The sequence below is a fragment of the Candidatus Kuenenia stuttgartiensis genome (assembly GCF_900232105.1).
In the GTDB taxonomy this organism is placed as follows: Bacteria; Planctomycetota; Brocadiia; order Brocadiales; family Brocadiaceae; genus Kuenenia; species Kuenenia stuttgartiensis_A.
Genome location: NZ_LT934425.1, coordinates 3,005,312 through 3,027,246 on the forward strand (window position 1 = coordinate 3,005,312; position 21,935 = coordinate 3,027,246).

At 40.4% G+C, this 21,935-nt stretch carries 24 protein-coding genes and 1 tRNA gene; all 25 read left to right on the top strand.

Going from position 1 to position 21,935, the window contains the following annotated elements; genetic code table 11:
* The first annotated feature begins 3 nt into the window (after window positions 1-3).
* The 25 genes from tuf (KSMBR1_RS13975) (at window position 4) to rpmC (ending at window position 21,929) form a co-directional block, all read left to right on the top strand.
* Window positions 4-1,206, top strand: a complete 1,203-nt coding sequence (gene tuf / locus KSMBR1_RS13975) for an elongation factor Tu (protein ID WP_099325874.1) — start codon at window positions 4-6, stop codon at window positions 1,204-1,206.
* 28 nt (window positions 1,207-1,234) lie between these two features.
* The gene (gene rpmG / locus KSMBR1_RS13980) at window positions 1,235-1,384 is read left to right on the top strand and encodes a 50S ribosomal protein L33 (protein WP_099325875.1); all 150 of its coding nucleotides are present in this window, start codon (window positions 1,235-1,237) and stop codon (window positions 1,382-1,384) included.
* A 26-nt stretch (window positions 1,385-1,410) separates the two neighbouring features.
* Window positions 1,411-1,487: transfer RNA gene (locus KSMBR1_RS13985), tRNA-Trp, on the top strand.
* Between the two features lie 44 nt (window positions 1,488-1,531).
* The gene (secE, locus tag KSMBR1_RS13990) at window positions 1,532-1,993 is read left to right on the top strand and encodes a preprotein translocase subunit SecE (RefSeq protein ID WP_099325876.1); all 462 of its coding nucleotides are present in this window, start codon (window positions 1,532-1,534) and stop codon (window positions 1,991-1,993) included.
* A gap of 130 nt (window positions 1,994-2,123) precedes the next feature.
* Complete coding sequence (gene nusG / locus KSMBR1_RS13995; protein WP_099325877.1) at window positions 2,124-2,672, top strand: transcription termination/antitermination protein NusG; 549 nt, start codon at window positions 2,124-2,126, stop codon at window positions 2,670-2,672.
* Between the two features lie 15 nt (window positions 2,673-2,687).
* Window positions 2,688-3,113 carry a 50S ribosomal protein L11 gene (gene rplK / locus KSMBR1_RS14000; protein ID WP_099325878.1) on the top strand — a complete coding sequence of 142 codons (426 nt, stop codon included), beginning with the start codon at window positions 2,688-2,690 and terminating at the stop codon, window positions 3,111-3,113.
* A gap of 46 nt (window positions 3,114-3,159) precedes the next feature.
* Window positions 3,160-3,840 carry a 50S ribosomal protein L1 gene (gene rplA, locus KSMBR1_RS14005; protein WP_099325879.1) on the top strand — a complete coding sequence of 227 codons (681 nt, stop codon included), beginning with the start codon at window positions 3,160-3,162 and terminating at the stop codon, window positions 3,838-3,840.
* A 35-nt stretch (window positions 3,841-3,875) separates the two neighbouring features.
* Complete coding sequence (gene rplJ / locus KSMBR1_RS14010; protein WP_099325880.1) at window positions 3,876-4,403, top strand: 50S ribosomal protein L10; 528 nt, start codon at window positions 3,876-3,878, stop codon at window positions 4,401-4,403.
* A 47-nt stretch (window positions 4,404-4,450) separates the two neighbouring features.
* The gene (gene rplL, locus KSMBR1_RS14015; protein WP_230408083.1) at window positions 4,451-4,855 is read left to right on the top strand and encodes a 50S ribosomal protein L7/L12; all 405 of its coding nucleotides are present in this window, start codon (window positions 4,451-4,453) and stop codon (window positions 4,853-4,855) included.
* 37 nt (window positions 4,856-4,892) lie between these two features.
* A complete protein-coding gene (rpoB, locus tag KSMBR1_RS14020) occupies window positions 4,893-8,585 on the top strand; it encodes a DNA-directed RNA polymerase subunit beta (protein WP_099325882.1) in 3,693 nt (1,230 codons plus the stop codon).
* A gap of 155 nt (window positions 8,586-8,740) precedes the next feature.
* Window positions 8,741-12,850: a DNA-directed RNA polymerase subunit beta' gene (rpoC, locus tag KSMBR1_RS14025; protein WP_099325883.1), complete on the top strand. Its 4,110-nt coding sequence runs from the start codon at window positions 8,741-8,743 to the stop codon at window positions 12,848-12,850.
* 14 nt (window positions 12,851-12,864) lie between these two features.
* On the top strand, window positions 12,865-13,236 hold the full coding sequence (gene rpsL, locus KSMBR1_RS14030) for a 30S ribosomal protein S12 (RefSeq protein ID WP_099325884.1): 372 nt from the start codon (window positions 12,865-12,867) through the stop codon (window positions 13,234-13,236).
* Between the two features lie 25 nt (window positions 13,237-13,261).
* Window positions 13,262-13,744 (top strand): 30S ribosomal protein S7, encoded by a 483-nt coding sequence (gene rpsG / locus KSMBR1_RS14035; protein ID WP_099325885.1) that lies wholly within the window; start codon window positions 13,262-13,264, stop codon window positions 13,742-13,744.
* Between the two features lie 21 nt (window positions 13,745-13,765).
* Window positions 13,766-15,823 (top strand): elongation factor G, encoded by a 2,058-nt coding sequence (gene fusA, locus KSMBR1_RS14040; protein ID WP_099325886.1) that lies wholly within the window; start codon window positions 13,766-13,768, stop codon window positions 15,821-15,823.
* A gap of 36 nt (window positions 15,824-15,859) precedes the next feature.
* Complete coding sequence (gene tuf / locus KSMBR1_RS14045) at window positions 15,860-17,062, top strand: elongation factor Tu (RefSeq protein ID WP_099325887.1); 1,203 nt, start codon at window positions 15,860-15,862, stop codon at window positions 17,060-17,062.
* Window positions 17,063-17,153: 91 nt separating this feature from the next.
* Window positions 17,154-17,462: a 30S ribosomal protein S10 gene (rpsJ, locus tag KSMBR1_RS14050; protein ID WP_099325888.1), complete on the top strand. Its 309-nt coding sequence runs from the start codon at window positions 17,154-17,156 to the stop codon at window positions 17,460-17,462.
* Window positions 17,463-17,499: 37 nt separating this feature from the next.
* The gene (gene rplC / locus KSMBR1_RS14055; protein ID WP_099325889.1) at window positions 17,500-18,123 is read left to right on the top strand and encodes a 50S ribosomal protein L3; all 624 of its coding nucleotides are present in this window, start codon (window positions 17,500-17,502) and stop codon (window positions 18,121-18,123) included.
* Between the two features lie 19 nt (window positions 18,124-18,142).
* Entirely contained in the window at window positions 18,143-18,754 is a 612-nt protein-coding gene (rplD, locus tag KSMBR1_RS14060; protein ID WP_099325890.1) for a 50S ribosomal protein L4, read from the top strand.
* Between the two features lie 17 nt (window positions 18,755-18,771).
* The gene (gene rplW / locus KSMBR1_RS14065; RefSeq protein ID WP_099325891.1) at window positions 18,772-19,053 is read left to right on the top strand and encodes a 50S ribosomal protein L23; all 282 of its coding nucleotides are present in this window, start codon (window positions 18,772-18,774) and stop codon (window positions 19,051-19,053) included.
* Between the two features lie 28 nt (window positions 19,054-19,081).
* Window positions 19,082-19,927: a 50S ribosomal protein L2 gene (gene rplB, locus KSMBR1_RS14070; protein ID WP_099325892.1), complete on the top strand. Its 846-nt coding sequence runs from the start codon at window positions 19,082-19,084 to the stop codon at window positions 19,925-19,927.
* 25 nt (window positions 19,928-19,952) lie between these two features.
* Window positions 19,953-20,219 carry a 30S ribosomal protein S19 gene (rpsS, locus tag KSMBR1_RS14075; protein WP_099325893.1) on the top strand — a complete coding sequence of 89 codons (267 nt, stop codon included), beginning with the start codon at window positions 19,953-19,955 and terminating at the stop codon, window positions 20,217-20,219.
* A gap of 73 nt (window positions 20,220-20,292) precedes the next feature.
* Window positions 20,293-20,634 carry a 50S ribosomal protein L22 gene (gene rplV, locus KSMBR1_RS14080; RefSeq protein ID WP_099325894.1) on the top strand — a complete coding sequence of 114 codons (342 nt, stop codon included), beginning with the start codon at window positions 20,293-20,295 and terminating at the stop codon, window positions 20,632-20,634.
* Between the two features lie 17 nt (window positions 20,635-20,651).
* Window positions 20,652-21,311, top strand: a complete 660-nt coding sequence (gene rpsC / locus KSMBR1_RS14085; protein ID WP_099325895.1) for a 30S ribosomal protein S3 — start codon at window positions 20,652-20,654, stop codon at window positions 21,309-21,311.
* Window positions 21,295-21,714 carry a 50S ribosomal protein L16 gene (gene rplP, locus KSMBR1_RS14090; RefSeq protein WP_099325896.1) on the top strand — a complete coding sequence of 140 codons (420 nt, stop codon included), beginning with the start codon at window positions 21,295-21,297 and terminating at the stop codon, window positions 21,712-21,714. Before rpsC ends, rplP begins: the two co-directional genes overlap by 17 nt.
* Entirely contained in the window at window positions 21,711-21,929 is a 219-nt protein-coding gene (gene rpmC, locus KSMBR1_RS14095; RefSeq protein ID WP_099325897.1) for a 50S ribosomal protein L29, read from the top strand. Before rplP ends, rpmC begins: the two co-directional genes overlap by 4 nt.
* Window positions 21,930-21,935 lie beyond the last annotated feature (6 nt).

Below are 21,935 nucleotides of genomic sequence, written 5' to 3' on the forward strand. Positions count from 1 at the left end.
CGCATGGCTAAAGAAGTATTTCAGCGAACAAAGCCGCATTTAAACATAGGTACGATAGGGCATGTGGATCATGGTAAGACAACGCTGACGTCAGTAATAACGCATGTATTGTCGAAGCAGGGGTTGGCGAAGGATAGGCCGTTTGATTCAATTGACAAGGCTCCTGAAGAGCGCGAACGAGGTATAACGATAGCGATATCGCATGTGGAGTATGAGACGAAGAAGAGGCATTACGCGCATGTGGACTGTCCTGGACATGCAGATTATGTAAAGAATATGATAACAGGTGCGGCGCAGATGGATGGAGCGATATTGGTTGTAAGTGCGCCGGATGGTCCGATGCCGCAGACCCGCGAGCATATATTGTTGTCAAGGCAGGTGGGAGTTCCCAGGATTGTGGTGTTCCTGAATAAGGTGGATATGTTAGAGGATCAGGAGCTGTTGGAACTTGTAGAGATGGAAATAAGGGAGCTATTGAGTAAATATGATTTTCCTGGGGATGAGATACCTGTAGTGAAGGGTTCTGCGCTGAAGGCGGCACAGTGTGGATGTGGAGGTGCTGAATGTGCGAGTTGTGGTCCGATATTGAAACTAATGGATGCGGTGGATACTTACATCCCCGATCCTGTAAGGGAAATAGATAAGCCGTTTTTGATGTCCGTGGAAGATGTGTTTAGCATAAAAGGGCGTGGTACAGTTGGAACAGGCAGGGTTGAGAAGGGTAGAGTGAAGGTAGGAGATGAAGTAGATGTTGTTGGGATTAAGCCGGATATAAAGAAGTCTGTGGTTACTGGTGTGGAAATGTTTAACAAAACGTTGGATGAGGGACAGGCAGGGGATAACCTGGGATTGTTGCTGCGGGGGGTGGAGAAGAATGATCTGGAGCGTGGTCAGGTGTTAGCGAAACCCGGCAGTATAACGCCGCATACTAAATACGAAGCGGAGGTGTATATATTGACTAAGGAAGAGGGAGGAAGGCATACTCCCTTTTTTAATGGATATAGACCACAGTTTTATTTTAGGACGACTGACGTGACCGGGGTGGTAACTTTGACAGGCGGTGCGGAGATGGTGATGCCTGGAGATAACGTGAAGATCAATGTAGCATTGGTAACGCCGATAGCTATGGATGAGGGGCTGCGGTTTGCAATTCGGGAAGGTGGGAAGACAGTGGGTGCAGGTGTCGTTACAAAAATTGTTGAATAAATTATAATGTGGTTTTGAGGGTTTGTTGATGCGAGAGTATATTACCCTGGTTTGTCGTGAATGTTCCAACAGGAACTACAGAACGCCTAAAAAGGCAAAGCAGGCGGAAAAGTTGGAATTGAAGAAATTTTGTAAGAACTGTGGAAGGCATGTGTTCCACAAAGAATATAAAAAGTAGTTTTCTGTGTGTTTGGGTGTAACTAAAGGTCTGTAGCTCTAATTGGTAGAGCACTGGACTCCAAATCCGGGTGTTGGGGGTTCGAATCCCTCCAGACCTGCCATTTAATTATTTTCAATCTTAGATCAAGAGTAATAAGATAAGCTAATGTCATTGTTTGTTATTCATAAGAAGGGCCAAGGATCTTATAGCAGGATAGTTGTTGGTATTGCGTTAGGGTTGCTAGCGTTGTTTGCTTCCATTTCGTTGTACAATGTCTTGATAGGATTGCCAAATATATTTGAAAATGCGAGGGTTCCCCTTGTAGATATTGAGCTTACATGGGGATTAATTTGTTCGGTTGCGCTTTTTGTTTTTCTGGGGTATCTGATTTGTATCTTGGTTGCTGGCTTTAAAACCGGGCTGAGGCCTATTGATGAAGGCGGAAAAAAAGCAGTAGAATTTTTAGTTGAAACTCAAAATGAACTTCAGAAAGTATCATGGCCTACAAGATATGAGTTGGTTGGCTCCACGATTGTTGTGATTATATCTGTGGTAATCATAGGATTTTTTATATTAGGTGTAGACTGGGTCGTCTCCTTCTTCATGGAGTATATTGGAGTACTATAAAGCCTGTGTGCTGATTGACGTACTTTTGATGGGTTTTTCGGCGCATTTTACTCATTCCTTGATTATACGCGATGCAATCGCATTGAATTTTAGACGTGAAATTTTTAGGTTTTTATAGGTTTATAAATAGATGCCAAAGGAATGGTTTGTTTTGCGTGTGCAAAGCAATAGAGAAGATAAAGTCAGGGACAATTTAGTAGAGCGTATAAGAGCACAGGGTATGGAGAGCCTGATTACAAATGTACTGGTGCCGAGTGAGAAAATTTCTGAGGTTAAGGGTGGTAAGAAGAGGGTATCTGACCGCAAAATATATCCAGGATACATAATGGTAGAGATTGAGGTAGACGAAAAAGGTCAAATTCCAAAGGAAGTTTGGTTTACGATTCGCGAAACTTCAGGCACAGGGGAATTTATTGGCGGCCAGAGTAAGCCTGTGCCTATGACCAAATATGAGGTTGAAAAACTTCTTTCTGATCTGGATCAGAAAGAAGAAAGGCCGCGTGCAAAGATCGAATTTAATGAAGGCGAGAAGGTACGAATAAAAGAAGGACCGTTTGAGAATTATGATGGAATAGTTGAAGAGGTTTTGCCTGCGAGTGGCCGCGTTAAGGTTATGCTTACCGTGTTCGGAAGGGCAACGCCAGTTGAATTAGAATATTGGCAAGTAGAGTCAATTTAAAGGTAGGAGAATGTAATGGCAAAGGAGATTTTGGCTAAAATCAAGTTGCAGTGTCCGGCAGGGCAGGCAACCCCTGCACCTCCGGTTGGTCCGGCACTTGGGCAGCATGGAGTAAATATCGGGCAATTTGTGAAGCAGTTTAACGATAAAACGAAAGATTTGCAGGGAATTTTAACTCCTGCAGAGATTACTGTTTTTAAAGATAAAACGTTTACCTTTATAATTAAGTCTCCGCCTGCTTCTGTGCTATTAAAACAATCCGCAGGTATTGTTAAAGGTTCGCCAGAGCCAAATCGGCAGAAGGTTGGGCAAGTTAACAAACAACAAATCAGGGAAATAGCAGCTAGAAAGTTGGCAGATTTAAATGTTAGTAATTTAGAAAGTGCAATGAGGATAATAGAAGGAACTGCTCATACTATGGGGCTTAAAATTGTGGATTAGTGTATGAAAATGGGAGAAGTTGTGTTTAATCAGAAGGATTTATAAAATGCTAAAAAGAAGTAAAAGATATTTAGAATCTTTAAAACATATAGATATAAACAAAAAATACGAATTAGAGGATGCCTTAAAACATCTTAAATCTTTTAAGACTGCAAAGTTCGATGAAAGTGTCGAAGTCGTAATTAAGTTGGGTATCGATGCAAAACAATCAGACCAGCTTGTTAGAGGTGCTATATCTTTGCCGAAGGGTATTGGCAAAAGTTTAAAGGTGATAGTTTTTGCCGTTGGAGAAAAAGCAACTATTGCGAAAGATGCAGGAGCTGAAGAGGTTGGTGCTGAAGATCTGGTGAAAAAGGTTGAGGGGGGATGGGGGGATTTTGACGTCGCAATTTCTACTCCGGATATGATGAGAATAGTTGGTAAATTAGGTAAAGTGTTAGGTCCTCAGGGTAAAATGCCGTCTCCCAAGTCGGGAACTGTAACCGACGATGTAGAAACAGCTGTTAGGGAGTTTAAAGCAGGTAAAATTGAGTTTAGAAATGATGCTGGTGGAAATGTTCATGCAATTGCTGGAAAGCTGTCGTTTTCCGTTGCAGATCTTGCCGACAATATAAACACATTTATTAAACATATATTGAACTTGCGTCCATCGGCTGCAAAAGGGATGTATATAGAGAAGGTTTCACTTTCTTCGACGATGAGTCCTGGCGTAATGTTGCAAATTTAATTTTAAAATGTGTAGCTAAGGGAATAGACAGAACAATGCCAAATGAATTAAAAGAACTTACAATAAAAGAACTGATTTCTCGTTATGATGATAAGAGTAGCTATCTGGTAGTTGGTTATAGAGGTATCACTGCTTTGCAGTTTAATCAGTTGCGAAATGAATTATGGCAGAAGAAGATACTTATGGAGGTTGTTAAAAATTCTCTTGCAGCGGTTGCGTTTAAGAAAATAGGCAAGACGGCAATAGTTGGTTTGCTAAATGGTCCTTCTGCTATCATAAGTGGCGGGGATGATCCGGTATTAATGGCAAAAGAAACAGTTAAATACTCTGAAGATTTGCCATTTTTTACGTTGCAGGGTGGGTTTTTTGAGGGAGAGGCACTGTCAATTGATTCTATCAAGAGTTTGGCGAAGCTTCCTTCCTTGCCAGTGCTTAGATCCCAAATAGTATTTAGTATAAATGCTCCGATAGTCGGGGTGGCAACCGCTTTTAACAGTATATTGCGCAGTTTAGCAACTATATTTCAAGAGATAAAAACACAAAAAGAAGAAAGTAATGGGTAATTTGTATATGGTTTCTGAAAGTTAGGAGGTGTAAAATGACTCAAATAATGGAAGAAAAAGAAGTCGATGTAACCGGGAAAATAGCGCAGGTACTAGATATAGTATCGGGAATGACACTGTTGGAGGCATCTGAATTAGTAAAAGCATTCGAAAAGAAATTTGGTGTTTCCGCATCTGCAGTAGCCGCAATGCCTGTTGGTATGCCTATGGCTGGAGCCGAGGCTGCCGTAGAAGAAGAGAAGACATCTTTTGATGTAATTCTAAAAGAGGTGGGAGCTAACAAAATTCAAGTAATTAAGGCGGTTCGAGCGGAAACAAATTTAGGCCTCAAAGAGGCGAAAGATCTTGTAGAGGGTGCGCCTAAGGCTGTTAAAGAAGGGGTGACGAAGGAAGACGCTGACAAAATTAGAAAAACATTAGAAGAAGCTGGTGCCAAAGTAGAAATAAAATAAACAGTTTTTTTGCCAACTTTTAAAGTTCTGGGAATTTATGGAAATACGAAACTACAGTAAAGTAGATGAAGTAATAGAGCTTCAAAATCTTACACAGATTCAAACGAAAGCATATATGGACTTTTTGCAGTTGGATATTCCAGCATCGAAGAGGAAAAATGTTGGTATTGAGGCTATATTGAGAGAGATATTTCCTGTCAGCAACTACGATGGCAACATAACTTTAAATTATGTTAAATATGAGTTAGGAAAACCTCGTTATTCACAAGACGAATGTCGCCAGTTGCGATTGACATACGGGCGTCCTTTTCGCGTCTGGTTGCGTTTGGATAAAGATGAACCTATAGAAGAAGAGGTTTATCTGGGTGAGATTCCTGTTGTTATCGGTGGCGGAGAATTTATTATTAATGGTACAGAACGGGTGATTGTTGCTCAATTACATCGTTCGCCAGGGGTAGATTTTATAGAAGAATTTTACGCAGAAAAAAGATTACATTCTTGCCGAATAATTCCTGAGCGGGGAAGTTGGATTGAGTTGGAGGTGGGTAAGAAGGATGTACTTACTGTCAGGATTGATCAGAGTGGAAAATTACCCGCTACTTGTTTTCTCAGGGCGTTATCCGCAGAATACGCAAATGATGAGGATATTATTCGGTTGTTTCATGAAGTAGAAACGGTGAAAATCGCTGATTATGATGTGGCTGCAAAGTTGAGAGGTAGGTTTACTGCAGAGCAGGTTGTTAATCCTGAAACTGGGGAAATTTTGCTGGACGCGGGTCGTCAGTTTTCTGATTCAACGGTTAAGGCAATCACAGACCTGGAAATAAAGAAAGTAGATGTGATCAAAAAAGTAGAAGACAACTTAATATTAAATTCTCTGGAGTCAGATTTTACAAAGTCTCATGAAGATGCATTGTTGAAAATTTACGCAAGATTCAGACCAGGCAACCCACAGCAAGTGGAAAAGGCAAGGCAGTTATTTTATGATAAATTTTTTGATGAAAAAAGATATAGGTTGGGGCCTGTAGGCAGATTTAGATTAAATAGGAAGATGGGTCATGATGTCGATTCATCTAAAATGACTTTGCAAAAAGAGGATTTTGTAGAAGCTATTAGGTATTTGATGAAGTTGAGGAAAGGTACCCCTGGGGCATCAATTGACGATATAGATAATTTAGGCAACAGGAGACTTCGGACGATAGATGAGCTTGTTGGTGAAGAGTTGAGAAAGGGGTTTTTAAAGTTAAGAAGAACCATACAGGAAAGGTTAAGTGTAAAAGAGACAGAACAATTAACACCGCGTTCTTTGGTAAATTCGAAAACCATATTTTCAGCGATCGATTATTTTTTTAGCCGAAGTGAACTTTCGCAGGTTTTAGACCAAACAAATCCGTTGGCACAGCTAACTCATGAAAGAAGGTTAAGTGCGTTGGGACCTGGCGGCTTGAATAGAAAGAGGGCTGGGTTTGAGGTGAGAGATGTACATGTTTCTCACTATGGGAGGGTGTGCCCGATAGAAACGCCAGAAGGTACAAACATTGGTTTGATAGCTTCTTTAAGTATATACGCAACAATCGATGAGTACGGTTTTTTGATTACACCATATCGTCTAATAGAAAAAGGAAAACCTTCTAAAAATATAATATATTTACGGGCAGACGAGGAAGAGGGTCGTTTGATAGCGCCGGCAGATATTTTAATCAGTACTAAAGATACGCTGGGCAAGACGGAAGTGCTATGCAGACACGATGGCGACTTTAAGCACACGGCTTTCAAAGATGTAAATTATATGGATGTTTCTCCTAAACAAATGGTTGGTGTTTCCGCAAGTTTAATACCATTTCTGGAACATAGTGATGCGAATAGAGCGCTGATGGGGTCGAATATGCAGAGACAAGCTGTTCCTCTGCTGAAGACAGAACCTCCTATTATCGCAACGGGCATGGAACGGGTAGTCGCCAAAAACTCAAGCATGACTGTTCAATCGGAAAAGAATGGAACTGTTACAAAGGTATCATCAAATGAAATCGTAATTGATAACAATGAAATTTATAAACTAAGAAAGTTTGTTGGGTTAAACGAAGGTACTTGTCTAAATCAGAAGCCTATAGTCACCGAAGGGCAAAAAATCAAAAAAGGAGAGGTCATCGCTGACGGGGCGGCTACACATAATGGTGAACTTAGTTTAGGTAAAAATGTATTAGTAGCGTTTATGACATGGGATGGATACAATTTTGAAGACGCTATGGTGATAAGTGAGGCCTTGTTAAAAGATGATCGATTCACTTCTATACACAGAGATGAATTTGAGGTGGAAATACGTGAAACAAAGTTGGGTAGAGAAGAATTTACTCGCGATATTCCAAATGTTTCAGAAAAAGCACTAAGAAATTTGGATGAAAATGGAATAATTCGGGTTGGAACAAAGGTGAAACCCGGAGATATCTTGGTAGGGAAGATAGCGCCCAAGAGCAGGAGTGAACTTTCGCCTGAAGAAAAACTGTTACATGCAATATTTGGACGTGCTGGTGAAGATGTTAAAAATGAATCGCTGGAAGTTCCGTCCGGCATGGAAGGTATTATTATAAATACGCAAGTATTTTCAAGAAAGTCGTATATTTCAGAAGAAAAAAGACAGAAAATATTGGGTGAGGTAAGCGAGATAGAGTCAAAGTATAATGAGACTATTGCTAAAGAATTTGCAAAGATGTTAAAAGCTATAAATGCAGAGATTGAAGAAGCTCTTGTAGATATTCAAACCGGTCAGGTTTACAAAACAGAGAGAGCTATGTCTGAAAAAACGATACTTGCAATGGAAGATCATTTTAATATTGAAAATATCGCATTTAGTAGTAAGAAGAAAAAGGAACTGGCACTTGAAATTTCACAGGAATACAAAAGAAAAATGGAGGAGTTAAAAGAAGAAAGAGATGGGAAAATAAACCAGTTGAAGCGCGGAGATGAATTGCCGACAGGGGTTTTGGAACTAGCGAAGGTTTCCATTGCAACGAAGAGAAAGCTTTCCGTTGGTGATAAAATGGCCGGCAGGCATGGTAACAAAGGAGTTATTTCCAAGATACTTCCTGAAGAAGATATGCCCTTTTTGGCAGATGGAACCAGGGTAGAGATGCTACTGAACCCATTGGGCGTGCCATCCAGAATGAATGTCGGACAAATTCTGGAGACCCACCTGGGATGGGCAGCTAAAAAGCTAGGTTTTAGGGCAATTACGCCCATTTTTGAAGGTGCTTTAGAGGAAGAGATACGCGAGACACTGAAAGAAGCAAAGTTGCCGGAAGATGGAAAGGCAGTGTTGTATGATGGACGTACTGGAGAATCTTTTGGGCAAAAAGTTGCTGTGGGTTATATGTATATGCTAAAGCTTCACCATCTGGTTGATGAAAAAGTACATGCAAGAGCGACAGGTCCATATTCGCTGATTACTCAACAACCTCTGGGCGGAAAGGCTAGGTTTGGTGGGCAGAGATTTGGTGAAATGGAAGTATGGGCGTTGGAGGCTTATGGTGCTGCACATAATTTGCAAGAGTTGCTTACTGTGAAAAGTGACGATGTAGAAGGAAGGACGAAGATTTACGAATCCATGGTTAAGGGTGAAAACACATTGGAGGCTGGCACCCCAGCATCCTTTGAGGTGCTTTCAAATGAAATAGCGGGGTTGGGATTAAATCTAAAGTTAGAAAAGAAAAAGATGGATATTTTAAAAGTATAGCATTTTATGATGAATATTTGGATATTAGTTTGAAAACTGTGAGTTTATATAAGTAATATTAAGGGTTCGAGATATTACATTAGAATTTTTATAAAAAAGAGCTTGAAGTGCTGCGCGTAATATTTAGATTTGTGCGGACTCTTTGAGATTATTATATGGCAGAAATAATTTACGAAAGAATAAATGAGTATAGTTCGGTTAAAATATCGCTGTCTTCTCCGGAAGATATCCGCGGTTGGTCTTATGGCGAAGTTAAGAAACCTGAAACTATAAACTACCGTACATATAGGGCAGAGAAGGATGGTTTATTTTGCGAGCGTATTTTTGGCCCGGAACGTAATTGGGAGTGTTTTTGCGGTAAATATAAGGGCATTAAACATAAAGGAATTGTTTGTGATAGATGTGGTGTGAAATTGACCCATTCACGTGTGAGAAGAAGGAGGATGGGCCATATAAATTTAGCAGCACCTATCGTTCATATTTGGTTTTTTAAGGCAATGCCCTCACGTTTGGGTACTCTTTTGGGAATGAAAACTACGTCGCTGGAAAGAATCATTTATTTCCAGGGTTATGTGGTTATAGACCCTGGCAGTACAACACTCAAAGAATATCAGGTGCTTAGCGAAGAAGAATATAAAACAACTAAAGAAAAATTTGGTGAAGAGTCTTTTGTGGCAGCGATGGGTGCTGAGGCAATACGAATGTTATTGCAAAAAATTGATTTAGTTGTGTTGTCTAATGAACTGCGCGAGGAACTTGGCCGTACCCGTTCAAAACAACGTGCCAAAGAAATAATAAAAAGGTTAGAAATTGTAGAAGCTTTTCGGGATTCGGACAACAAACCCGAATGGATGGTTTTGAGTGCGATTCCTGTTATTCCGCCAGACCTGAGACCATTGGTGTTGTTGGAAAGCGGCAATTTCGCTTCATCAGACCTGAATGATTTATATAGAAGAATTATTAACAGAAATAATCGACTTAAGAAGCTGATAGACCTTAATGCCCCCGAAGTTATTATAAGAAACGAAAAAAGAATGCTTCAACAAGCGGTTGATGCTTTATTTGATAATACGAGGGGGAAACGTCCAGTTCTTGGAAGCAACAATAGGCCATTGAAGTCTCTTACTGATATGATAAAGGGGAAACAAGGCCGATTTAGAGAGAATTTACTTGGTAAACGTGTGGATTATTCTGCACGTTCTGTGATTGTTGTGGGACCTGAGCTGAAATTGCATCAGTGTGGGTTGCCAAAGAAAATAGCGCTAGAACTATTTCAACCATTCATAATAAGAAGATTAAGAGAGTTTGGATATGCGGATACAATTAAAAGTGCAAAAAAGATGCTGAGTAGAAAGGACAAAGAAGTTTGGGATATTCTAGAAGAAGTGGTAAAGCGGAGACCAGTGTTGCTTAATAGAGCTCCCACACTTCATAGAATGGGTATACAAGCGTTTGAGCCTATACTTGTGGAAGGTAATGCAATAAAGCTACATCCACTGGTTTGCCGAGGGTTTAATGCTGATTTCGATGGTGACCAAATGGCGGTTCATTTGCCGTTGTCCATTGAAGCACAGACGGAGGCAATTACTCTTATGTTGTCTACAAATAACATCTTTTCTCCCGCTTCAGGAGAGCCAATTATTGTGCCATCACAGGATATTGTATTAGGATGTTATTATTTAACCGCCAGCATACAGAATGAGGCGGTGCAAAAACTAAAAAGATTTAGTGGTAATGAAGAGGTAATATATGCCCTGTCTGTAAATAAATTACACCTACACGACAAGATTGAGATAAAATTAAAACAGGTCACTGTTGTTAACGATCGCTTAGTAAAAGAAGAACCAGTTTGCGGCTTGTGCGAAACGACTGCTGGGCGTGTTGTATTTAATAGTGTATTACCTGAAGGAATTCCTTTTTACAATTATCCTTTAGATCAAAAGGGAATAAGCAGGATAATTCAGGATTGTTATAAAATGCTCGGAAGAGAGAAGACCATTACTTTATTGGATGATGTAAAAGAAATTGGATTTAAAGAATGCACTAAGGCTGGGTTATCATTTTCAATAAGTGATGTTAAGATGCCTGAGAAAAAAAGTGAAATAATCGATAAAACACAGTTGGAAATAGAAAAGATACAGAAGTTATACAAAAAAGGTGTTATTACGGAAGGAGAGCGCTACAATCAAATTATAGATGCATGGACATACACCGGCGAAAAAATAGCCGAAGAAATGATGGGTGCTCTTAAAAATGATACAAGAGGCGGTATACCTTATTTGAACCCTGTCTATCTGATGTCTGCTTCAGGGGCAAGAGGAAGTTCACAGCAGTTGAGACAGCTCGCTGGAATGCGTGGTTTAATGGCGAAGCCCTCGGGAAAAATCATAGAAACCCCTATAAAGGCAAATTTTAGAGAGGGTTTAGGAGTGTTAGAGTATTTTAGTTCTACTCATGGTGCTAGAAAAGGGTTAGCGGATACAGCGTTAAAGACTGCGGATTCTGGATACTTAACAAGGAAACTGGCGGATGTTGCTCAGAATGTAGTGATTACTTCTTTAGATTGTGGTACCAAGAACGGCATTACAAAAAGTGTAGTTTACAGGGGGGAAAAAGTGGAGGTTCCTCTAAGTAAGACTATAACTGGAAGGGTTGCAAGAAACAATATTGTAGATTTAGTTAAAGACGAAGTAATTATCAGAGAAAACGATTTAATTACCGAAGAAAAAGCCAAAAAGATCGAGGCTTTAGGATACGAAAAAATAAAAGTAAGGTCTCCATTTACGTGTGAAATGTCTCTGGGGCTTTGTTCGAAATGCTATGGAATGGATCTATCAAGGGGAGGACTCGTTGAGGAAGGTATGGCCGTAGGGATAATTGCAGCTCAGTCAATTGGTGAGCCTGGTACCCAGCTAACAATGAAAACTTTCCATATCGGTGGTACTGCTACTCGTTCGGTAGAAGCTTCTGAGACAAAAGCAAAACGTTCGGGCAAAATTAAGTACCATAATTTGAATGTTGTTAAAAATCCACAGGAAAAAAATGTTGCTATTAACTCAAAAGGCGAAATATTAATTATAGATGCAAAAGAAAGACAAATCGAAAAACATTCGGTGGTGCTTGGTGCGGAAGTTTTAGTTAAAGAAGGCGATAGTGTTGCTGTTCGCCAAACACTGACCCGCTGGGACCCACACATGGTTCCTATATTAGCGGAAATGTCAGGGTCTATTCGTTTTGAAGATATTGAAATAGGCAAAACTGTCAGAGAAGAATCCGATGCATCCACCGGATTTAAACGTAAAGTAATTATGGAACATAAGGGTGATTTGCACCCTCAAATAATTATAGAGGATGAGAATGGTAAGATTTCAGGGTTGTATCCAATACCTGAAAAGGCTCATCTGGAGGTTGAGGAGGGAGAGAAGATTACTCCGGGTACGTTGCTTGCGAAAACACCGAGAGAGATTTCCAGGACGGAAGATATAACTGGTGGACTACCGCGAGTCGCCGAAATTTGTGAGGCACGAAAGCCAAAAGACCCTGCAGTTATGAGTGAAATAGAAGGGGTCGTGGAGTTGGGGGAAAAAAGGCGCGGTAAGCGAACTATTATTGTCAGAGGAGAAGGTGGTATGGAGAGTGAACACCTTGTACCAAGAGGTAAACATTTAAAGGTACATAGGGGTGATCTTGTTAAAGCTGGAGACCCACTTGTAGAAGGGCCGTTGGTTTTGCAAGATATTTTGAGAATACGTGGCGAGGAAGAATTGCAGACTTACATGTTAAAAGAAGTTCAAAATGTTTATCGGTCTCAAAACGTACCGATTGACGATAAACATATTGAAATAATAATTGGTCAAATGCTTAGGAAGGTAAAAATAGAGGATGCTGGGGATACCAATCTTCTTCCGGGACAAATCATGGATAAATTTAAATTCAGAGAAGAAAATAAGAAGATAAAAGATATGGGCGGAAAACCGTCAACTGCAAAACCTTTATTGCTGGGTATTACGAGAGCATCTCTGCAGGCGGATAGTTTTATATCTGCAGCTTCTTTCCAGGAGACAACAAAAGTATTGACTAGAGCTGCGCTTGAAGGAAAAGTTGATAATTTGGTAGGATTAAAGGAAAATGTAATTCTTGGTCATTTGGTGCCCGCCGGTACCGGATATAAGTCGTACAATACACTTTATGCAATTTCTACAGATGAGGTTGCAATCAAGGAAGCAAGCAAGCAAAAAGAAGAGTTATTAGAGCCAACATTATAAATAGTGGGGGAGATATGCCTACAATAAATCAATTAATAAGAAAAGGTCGAAAGAAAACAAAAAATAAAAGTAAAAGCCCAGATTTAGAAAAATGTTCTCAAAAAAAGGGTGTCTGCCTTCAAGTAATGACGAGAACTCCGAAGAAACCAAATTCAGCTTTGAGAAAAGCTGCGAGGGTGAGGTTGTCAAATGGCAGGGAGATAAGTGCTTACATTCCAGGCGAAGGTCATAATTTACAAGAACATTCAATCGTATTGGTGAGGGGAGGAAGGGTGAGAGACCTTCCAGGTGTTAAATATCACATAGTCCGTGGAACATTGGATTGTGCCGGCGTAAATGGCCGAAAACGATCCAGATCTAAATATGGCGCAAAAACCCCTAAATAGGTCTTAATTTTGGAGAATTTAATAGATGGCTCTTGCGTATAGAAGTACTGAGAAATTTTTACAACCGGATGCAAAATATAAAAGTAAGTTAATAACAAAATTTATCAACTGCCTTATGAAAAAGGGAAAGAAGAGTACGGCAGAAAAGATATTTTACGGTGCTATGGATCTGATAGAAAAAAAAGTATCTGATGTAGCTCCTATTGAACTTTTTGAAACAGCAGTAAATAATGTTAAGCCTTTGGTCGAGGTTCGGTCGAAGCGTGTGGGAGGTGCCACATATCAAGTACCTGTTGAAGTCCCGAGACAAAGACAGATAGCTTTGACGATACGGTGGATAATAGAAGCTGCTAAAAGCAAAAAAGGACGTCCTATGTTCCAACGCTTGGCAGATGAGTTGATGGACGCATACAAAAAACAAGGCATATCAATAACAAAAAGAGAAAACACGCATAAAATGGCAGAAGCTAATAAGGCGTTTGCACATTTTGCATGGTCAAAGTTTTAATTGAGGGTGGATTAAAAAAAGATGAAGTTTGAAAAATTAAGAAACATTGGAATTGCTGCACATATCGATGCTGGAAAAACAACTACATCAGAACGTATACTATATTATACTGGAAAATCTTATAAAATGGGTGAGGTTCATGAAGGCACTGCTACCATGGACTGGATGGAAGAAGAGCAAAAACGAGGCATTACTATTACTGCGGCTGCCACTACATGTAGTTGGAAAGATTATCAGATTAACCTGATTGATACTCCGGGGCACGTCGATTTTACTATGGAAGTGGAGCGATCTCTTAGAGTTTTGGACGGCGCAGTGTGCGTTTTTTGCGGTGTTGGAGGGGTAGAGGCGCAGTCGGAGACTGTATGGCGGCAAGCGGATAGATATAAAGTGCCAAGAATTTGTTTTGTAAACAAAATGGATCGGGTAGGTGCAGATTATTATAAGGTTGTTGACGAAATTAACGAAAGGCTTGGATTTACGGCAGTTCCCATACAAGTACCAATTGGCAATGAGTCGAATTTTAGAGGATTAATTGATATAGTTCGTATGAAAGCCAGGATATATTCAGACGAAGAAGATAAAACGGGTATGAATTTCTCTGATGAAGAGATTCCTGCAGAATACCAAAAAAAGGCAGAAGAAGAACGAGAAAAGTTGATTGAAGCCTTGGCCAATCACACTGATTGGCTTACAGAAAAGTTTTTAGACGGGAAAGAAATCACAACAGAAGAAATAAAGAAGGCTATTCGTGAAGGGACGATAAATTTAAAGTTTGTTCCGGTATTGTGTGGATCGTCATTTAAGAAAAAAGGCGTGCAACTTTTACTTGATGCGGTATGCGATTATTTGCCATCGCCAGTGGATAAAGAGGCCATTGTTGGTATTGATCCAAAAACTAATAAAGAAATTTCCAGAAAACCGTTTGTGGAAGAACCGTTTTGTGCGTTGGCTTTTAAAATTGCTTCTGATAAACATGGCGATTTGACTTTTATACGGGTTTATTCTGGAAAGTTAACTTCCGGAACGAGGGTGTTAAATTCGGGAAAAGATAAAAAAGAGCTGGTTAGCCGTATATATAAAATGCATGCGGCAAATAGGGAGCAAACTAACGAGGTAATAGCCGGTGAAATTTGCGCTGTGATTGGCCTCAAAGATACAGTTACCGGCGATACGCTTTGTGATCTGGACAATCCTATAATTTTAGAAAAGATGGAATTTCCGGATACGGTCATTTCAATGGCGATAGAGCCGAAATCAGATAAAGAAAAAGAAAAACTGGGGATGGTGCTAACGAAGCTGGCGAAAGAAGACCCTACCTTCAGGATGCACTTGGACAAGGAAACCGGTCAAATGATTATTTCCGGAATGGGAGAGTTGCATTTGGAAGTAATTAAAAACAGGATGTTGAGCGAGTATAATGTGGACGCAAATGTTGGTGCGCCAAAGGTATCATATCGTGAGACGATTAGGAAAAAAGTTGAGGTGGAAGGAAAATTTGTTCAACAGACTGGCGGACATGGACAATATGGTCATGTATGGATAACTGTGGAGCCATTTAAAGAAGGTGATGAACCGGTAACTTTTGTTGATGCAATAGTCGGTGGTAAAATCCCAAGGCAATATGTGAGATCTGTAGAAAAAGGTATTCGTGATACTGCGGTAACTGGTGTTGCAGGCGGTCCGCCATTGATTGATATCAAAGTAACGTTGATAGATGGTTCTACGCATCCTGTAGATTCTTCTGATCTAGCTTTTTACACTGCTGCATGTATTGCTTTTAGAAAAGGTGTTGAAATGGCGAATTCCATATTGCTGGAACCAATAATGTCTATTGAAATAACAGTTCCGGAACAATACATGGGTGATGTGATAGGAGAAGTTCATAGTCGCAGAGCAAATATATTGGAAATGATAACCAAGGGAAATATAAGGATTATTAAAGGTGAAGTCCCCCTTGCTGAAATGTTTGGTTATTCAACGACATTACGTTCCATTACTCAAGGAAGAGGCACTTTTACTATGGAACCTTTAGAGTACAGACCGGCGCCTGCAAAATCTGTTGGCAATGTTACATAACGTATTCATAAATCAAAATATTGGAGGTTTAAATTAATGGCTAAAGAAGTATTTCAGCGAACTAAGCCGCATTTAAACATAGGTACGATAGGGCATGTGGATCATGGTAAGACAACGCTGACGTCAGTAATAACGCATGTATTGTCGAAGCAGGGGTTGGCGAAGGATAGGCCGTTTGATTCAATTGACAAGGCTCCTGAAGAGCGCGAACGAGGTATAACGATAGCGATATCGCATGTGGAGTATGAGACGAAGAAGAGGCATTACGCGCATGTGGACTGTCCTGGACATGCAGATTATGTAAAGAATATGATAACAGGTGCGGCGCAGATGGATGGAGCGATATTGGTTGTAAGTGCGCCGGATGGTCCGATGCCGCAGACCCGCGAGCATATATTGTTGTCAAGGCAGGTGGGAGTTCCCAGGATTGTGGTGTTCCTGAATAAGGTGGATATGTTAGAGGATCAGGAGCTGTTGGAACTTGTAGAGATGGAAATAAGGGAGCTATTGAGTAAATATGATTTTCCTGGGGATGAGATACCTGTAGTGAAGGGTTCTGCGCTGAAGGCGGCACAGTGTGGATGTGGAGGCGCGGAATGTGCGAGTTGTGGACCGATATTGAAACTAATGGATGCGGTGGATGCTTACCTCCCCGATCCTATAAGGGAAATAGATAAGCCGTTTTTGATGTCCGTGGAAGATGTGTTTAGCATAAAAGGGCGTGGTACAGTTGGAACAGGCAGGGTTGAGAAGGGTAGAGTGAAGGTAGGAGATGAAGTAGATGTTGTTGGGATTAAGCCGGATATAAAGAAGTCTGTGGTTACTGGTGTGGAAATGTTTAATAAAACGTTGGATGAGGGGCAGGCAGGGGATAACCTGGGATTGTTGCTGCGGGGGGTAGAGAAGAATGATCTGGAGCGTGGTCAGGTGTTAGCGAAACCCGGCAGTATAACGCCGCATACTAAATACGAAGCGGAGGTGTATATATTGACTAAGGAAGAGGGAGGAAGGCATACTCCCTTTTTTAATGGATATAGACCACAGTTTTATTTTAGGACGACTGACGTGACCGGGGTGGTAACTTTGACAGGCGGTGCGGAGATGGTGATGCCTGGGGATAACGTGAAGATCAATGTAGCATTGGTAACGCCGATAGCTATGGATGAGGGGCTGCGGTTTGCAATTCGGGAAGGTGGGAAGACAGTGGGTGCAGGTGTCGTTACAAAAATTGTTGAATAAATTATAATTATTAAGTTGATTTTTTGTAAATATATGATATCCTCGTGAACTTGAGTTTTTTGTAGGTTTGGGCTTTTTTGGGAGCATAGAAGTGTTGGATCAGAAAATTAGAATACGAATGGAAGCATATGACTATAGAATATTAGACCAATCGGCGCTGGAAATCGTTGAAACGGCAAAGCGTACTGGTGCAAAAGTGTTTGGTCCTGTTCCCCTGCCGACTCGCATAGAAAGATACACCGTCCTAAGATCTCCGCATATTGATAAAAGGTCTAGAGAGCAGTTTGAGGTAAGGACTCATAAGAGGTTGATTGATATTTTGGAGCCTACGGCGAAAACGATGGATGCGTTGAATCGGATTAACATGCCCGCTGGTATAGAGATCAAGATAAAAGCATAACTTTTATAGAAATTTAATAGCGTAAGGTTTGATTGAAATGTTAAATAGTTTATTAGGTGAGAAGGTAGGAATGACCCAAATTTATACTGGTGAGGGGGCGTTGGTTCCTGTCACGTTGATAAAGGCGGGGCCTTGTAATGTGTTGCAAGTAAAAACGTTGGGGAATGATGGGTATTCTGCTGTGCAGCTTGGGTATAAAGATAAAAAAATAAAAAGAGCAAAGAGGCCAGAAATTGGACATGCTGCTAAAGCGTCTTTGCTTCCAGGCCGGTTTGTTAAAGAGGTGAAACTGGATACTGTTTCTGATATCCATCTTGGGCAGGCGGTCACATTGGATATATTCGAAGATGTCAAATTGGTTGATGTTATAGGTATATCAAAAGGAAAAGGCTTTGCCGGTGTTATGAAAAGGTGGGGTATGAAGGGAGGTCCGCAAACGCATGGGTCTACGAGGCATCGTTCTGTTGGCTCTGTTGGTGCTGGGACCGATCCAGGAAGAGTCATTCGTGGGAAAAAGATGCCGGGACAGCTTGGTAGGGAGCGTGTTACAATTAAGAATCTTGATGTTGTCAAAGTTGATAAGGAAAAAAATATGCTTTTTGTTAAGGGAGCTGTTCCTGGGTATAAAGGTAGTTATCTAATAATAAAAAAAATTGTATAATTTTAGGGTAAGAGGAAGTATGGAAATAATAGTATACAATGATGAAGGAAAAAAGATAGAAAATATGCAGGTTCCTGACAGCATATCCGATTCTCCTGTGCGCTATAAACTTTTAAGGGATGTGGTAAAAATGTATGAGGCAAATAAAAGACAGGGGACGGTTTCGACGAAAACAAGGGCGGAGGTTTCTGGGGGCGGTAAAAAACCGTGGGCACAAAAGCACACAGGTAAGGCGAGGGCTGGAAGCAGTAGGTCTCCCATCTGGAGGGGTGGCGGTGTTGCATTTGGGCCAAAACCAAGGGATTACTCTTATTCTATTCCGAAAATGGCAAAAAAGCGGGCTCTTTTTTCCGCACTGTCGTCTAAGATCAAAGATAACGAAGTCGTGGTAGTGGATAAATTAGATTTTGCTTCTCCGAAAACAAAACATATGGTTTCGTTACTAAAATCTTTTGGAATGGTGGGGATAAGTAGTTTGATTGTAATATCAAAAGCCACAGAATCTCTTTTGAAATCTTCGAGAAATATTCCTTATGTAAGAATGATGGAGTGTCATGATTTAAATGCATATGAGATTCTTAAGCCAAAAAAAATATTAATAACCAAACAAGCACTGAGTAGTTTGCGTTAGGTAGGGGACCAAATTATATGGATAAATACGATGTTATTAAGGGTCCGCTAAGAACTGAAAAGAGCGTTTCAGATGGTGAGAAAACGAATTCCTATCATTTCGATGTAGACTTAAAAGCGAACAAAATTCAAATAAAAAATGCAATTGAGGGCATTTTTGGTGTTAAAGTAAACGGTGTGAGGACCTTGATAAAAAAGAGCAAGAGAAGAAGGGTTAAATTTATAATGGGTAAAACAAGAGAATTAAAAAAGGCTATTGTAGCTTTAAAAGAAGGGCATACAATTGATTTCGGCTATTAAAGTTTTAACTTTGAGGTAAAAAGTTCTTATGGGTATTATATATTACAAACCCGTAACTCCGGGAAGAAGATTTGCCAGTGTTTCAGATTTTTCAGAAATAACGAAAACAAAGCCGGAAAGATCTTTGATTCGGCCTCTTAAAAAAACCGGTGGTAGAAATTCTGAAGGGAAAATTACGGCTGGGAATGTTGGTGGAGGCAGTAGGAGACAATATAGAAATATTGATTTTAAGCGGAGAAAGGATGGTATTCCAGCAAAGGTTGCCAGTATTGAGTATGATCCTAATAGATCCGCTCGTATTGCTTTACTTAATTATGTCGATGGAGAAAAAAGATACATTTTGGCTCCAGAGAAATTGAAGGTCGGTCAGTTTGTGAAATCGGGTGAAAAGGTAGATCCTGACATTGGCAATACTATGCCACTTAACAATATACCTTTGGGTATGGATCTGCACAATATTGAGTTGCGTGCTGGGCAAGGAGGTAAGATAGTTCGGTCTGCAGGTAGTGTTGCAAGATTGCTGGCAAAAGAAGGTGGATATGCTCACATAACACTCCCCTCTGGTGAAGTCCGGAAAGTTCACGGTAGTTGCAGGGCCACAATTGGACAACTGGGTAATACTGATCATAGTAATATACGTTTAGGAAAAGCAGGTAGAAATAGATGGAAAGGGAGAAGGCCTCACGTAAGAGGAGTTGCAAAAAATCCCGTAGCACATCCGATGGGAGGTGGTGAAGGAAGAAGCGGGGGTGGTAGGCACCCTTGCTCAAAGACTGGCTTGCTTGCTAAGGGTGGAAAAACAAGGAAAAAGAGAGCTGTAAGTAGCAGATTTATAATTAGAAGAAGGAAAGTTGGGGCTAGAGGTAATTTGTAAATTTTGAAAGATATTAGGAGATTTGATGAGTCGCTCTATAAAAAAAGGACCATATGTTGATAAGAAGTTGTTAGAAAAAGTAATGAAGCAAAAAGAATCAGGTGTGCATGAATCTTTACGTACTTGGGCAAGAAGCTGCACCATAATACCTGAATTTGTGTCACACACCTTTATGATTCACAATGGTAAAGTATTTAATAAGCTATTTGTTACCGATGATATGGTAGGGCATAAGTTAGGTGAGTTTTCGCTTACAAGAACTTTTCGGTCTCATAGTGGCAAAAAGAAATAGTAGGCAGTGCATAAACCAATGTTGATATAAAGCTTTACAAGAAATTAAATTTTGTATCGAAAGGTAACGGTTGATGGATTATAGATCATGTCATAGGTACGCAAAAATCTCACCGAGAAAGGCTCGTTATGTTATTGATCTTATTAGAGGAAAATCAGTTAATGACGCTTTGAGAACTTTGAGACTGACGCATAAGCGTGCATCTTACATGATAGATAAAGTCATCAGGGCTGCGTTAGCTGCGGCAAACGAGAATGTCTCTGCGGATGTTGAAGCGTTGTATGTTAAACATGCCTTAGTTGATGGTGGTCCAAGCAGGAAGTGGTTTCGTCCAAGACCTCGAGGGATGTCCTCGAGAATTTTAAAACGTACAAGTCATATTACAGTCGTTTTGGCTGAAAAGGCTAAAAGATAAAAAGATAAGGAGAAGAAATGGGACAGAAGGTTTGTCCAATTGGTTTTCGGCTGGGAATAACGCAAGGGTGGAAATCTGTCTGGTATGCTGACAAGAAATCTTTTGGTTCTTTGCTAGTTGAGGATTTCAAGATACGCAAGCTAATTAAAAAAAATTATGGTTTTGGCGGAATACCATTTGTTGAAATAGAAAGAACCCGGCAAGAGGCTAAGATAACTCTTCATACCGCGCGCCCTGGACTAATAATTGGCAGGAAGGGTGCGGAAGTCGATAAGCTTAAAGATGAATTACAGAAATATATTGGACGTGTTGTTGTTGTAAAGATAAAAGAAATAAATAAACCCGAAACTTATGCGCAGCTAGTAAGCGAAAATGTGGCAGAGCAATTGGAAAGACGCGCTTCTTTTCGAAGGGCTATGAAAAAAGCGATGGAGGCATCACTTAATGCAGGTGTTAAAGGTATGAGAATTCAGGTTTCGGGAAGGTTAGGTGGCGCAGAGATTGCGAGGACAGAGAAGATTACTCACGGAAGTGTTCCGTTACACACCCTCAGAGCGGACATAGATTATGGTTTTGCCGAAGCTAAAACTACTTACGGTGTAATTGGCGTTAAGGTATGGTTGTATAAAGGTCTTACAAGTTCAAAAGGGGAGGATGCAAATGAGGTTAATGCCTAAGAGGGTAAAGTTCAGGAAATCGCAGCGTGGAAAAATTAAAGGAAATGCCACACGAGGAAACGCTGTATCTTTTGGAGAATTTGGCTTACAAGCTTTGGAGCCTGGATGGATCACGGCTCAACAAATTGAAGCAGGAAGAATTTCTGCAGCACATAGTATGCCAAAAGAAAGCAAGCTTACGATAAGGATATTTCCTCATAAGTCAGTGACGTCAACACCAATTGAAACTCGTATGGGTAAAGGCAAGGGGGAACCGGAGTTTTGGGTTGCTGTTGTGAGGCCAGGAACTATTTTGTATGAGATCGGCGGTGTAAATGAAGAGGGAGCTCGTGAAACTTTTTGCAGAATAGCGCATAAAATGCCTGTAAAAGTCAGACTAGTGCGAAGGAGACGTGCGTTTTGAAGATTACTGAGATAAGAGTTAAATCGCGCCTGGAAATTGCAGAAGAAGCAGAGTCAACAAGAAGAGAACTTTTGAATCTCAAATTTCAATGGCAATCGGGGGAAACGGGTAATACTGCACAGCGGAAATTTATCAAAAAGAAAATTGCCCGACTAAAAACCGTATTGCGGGAGATTGATTTAGGAATTAATAAAAATCTAGTTTCAGGAGGGTAGTTATAA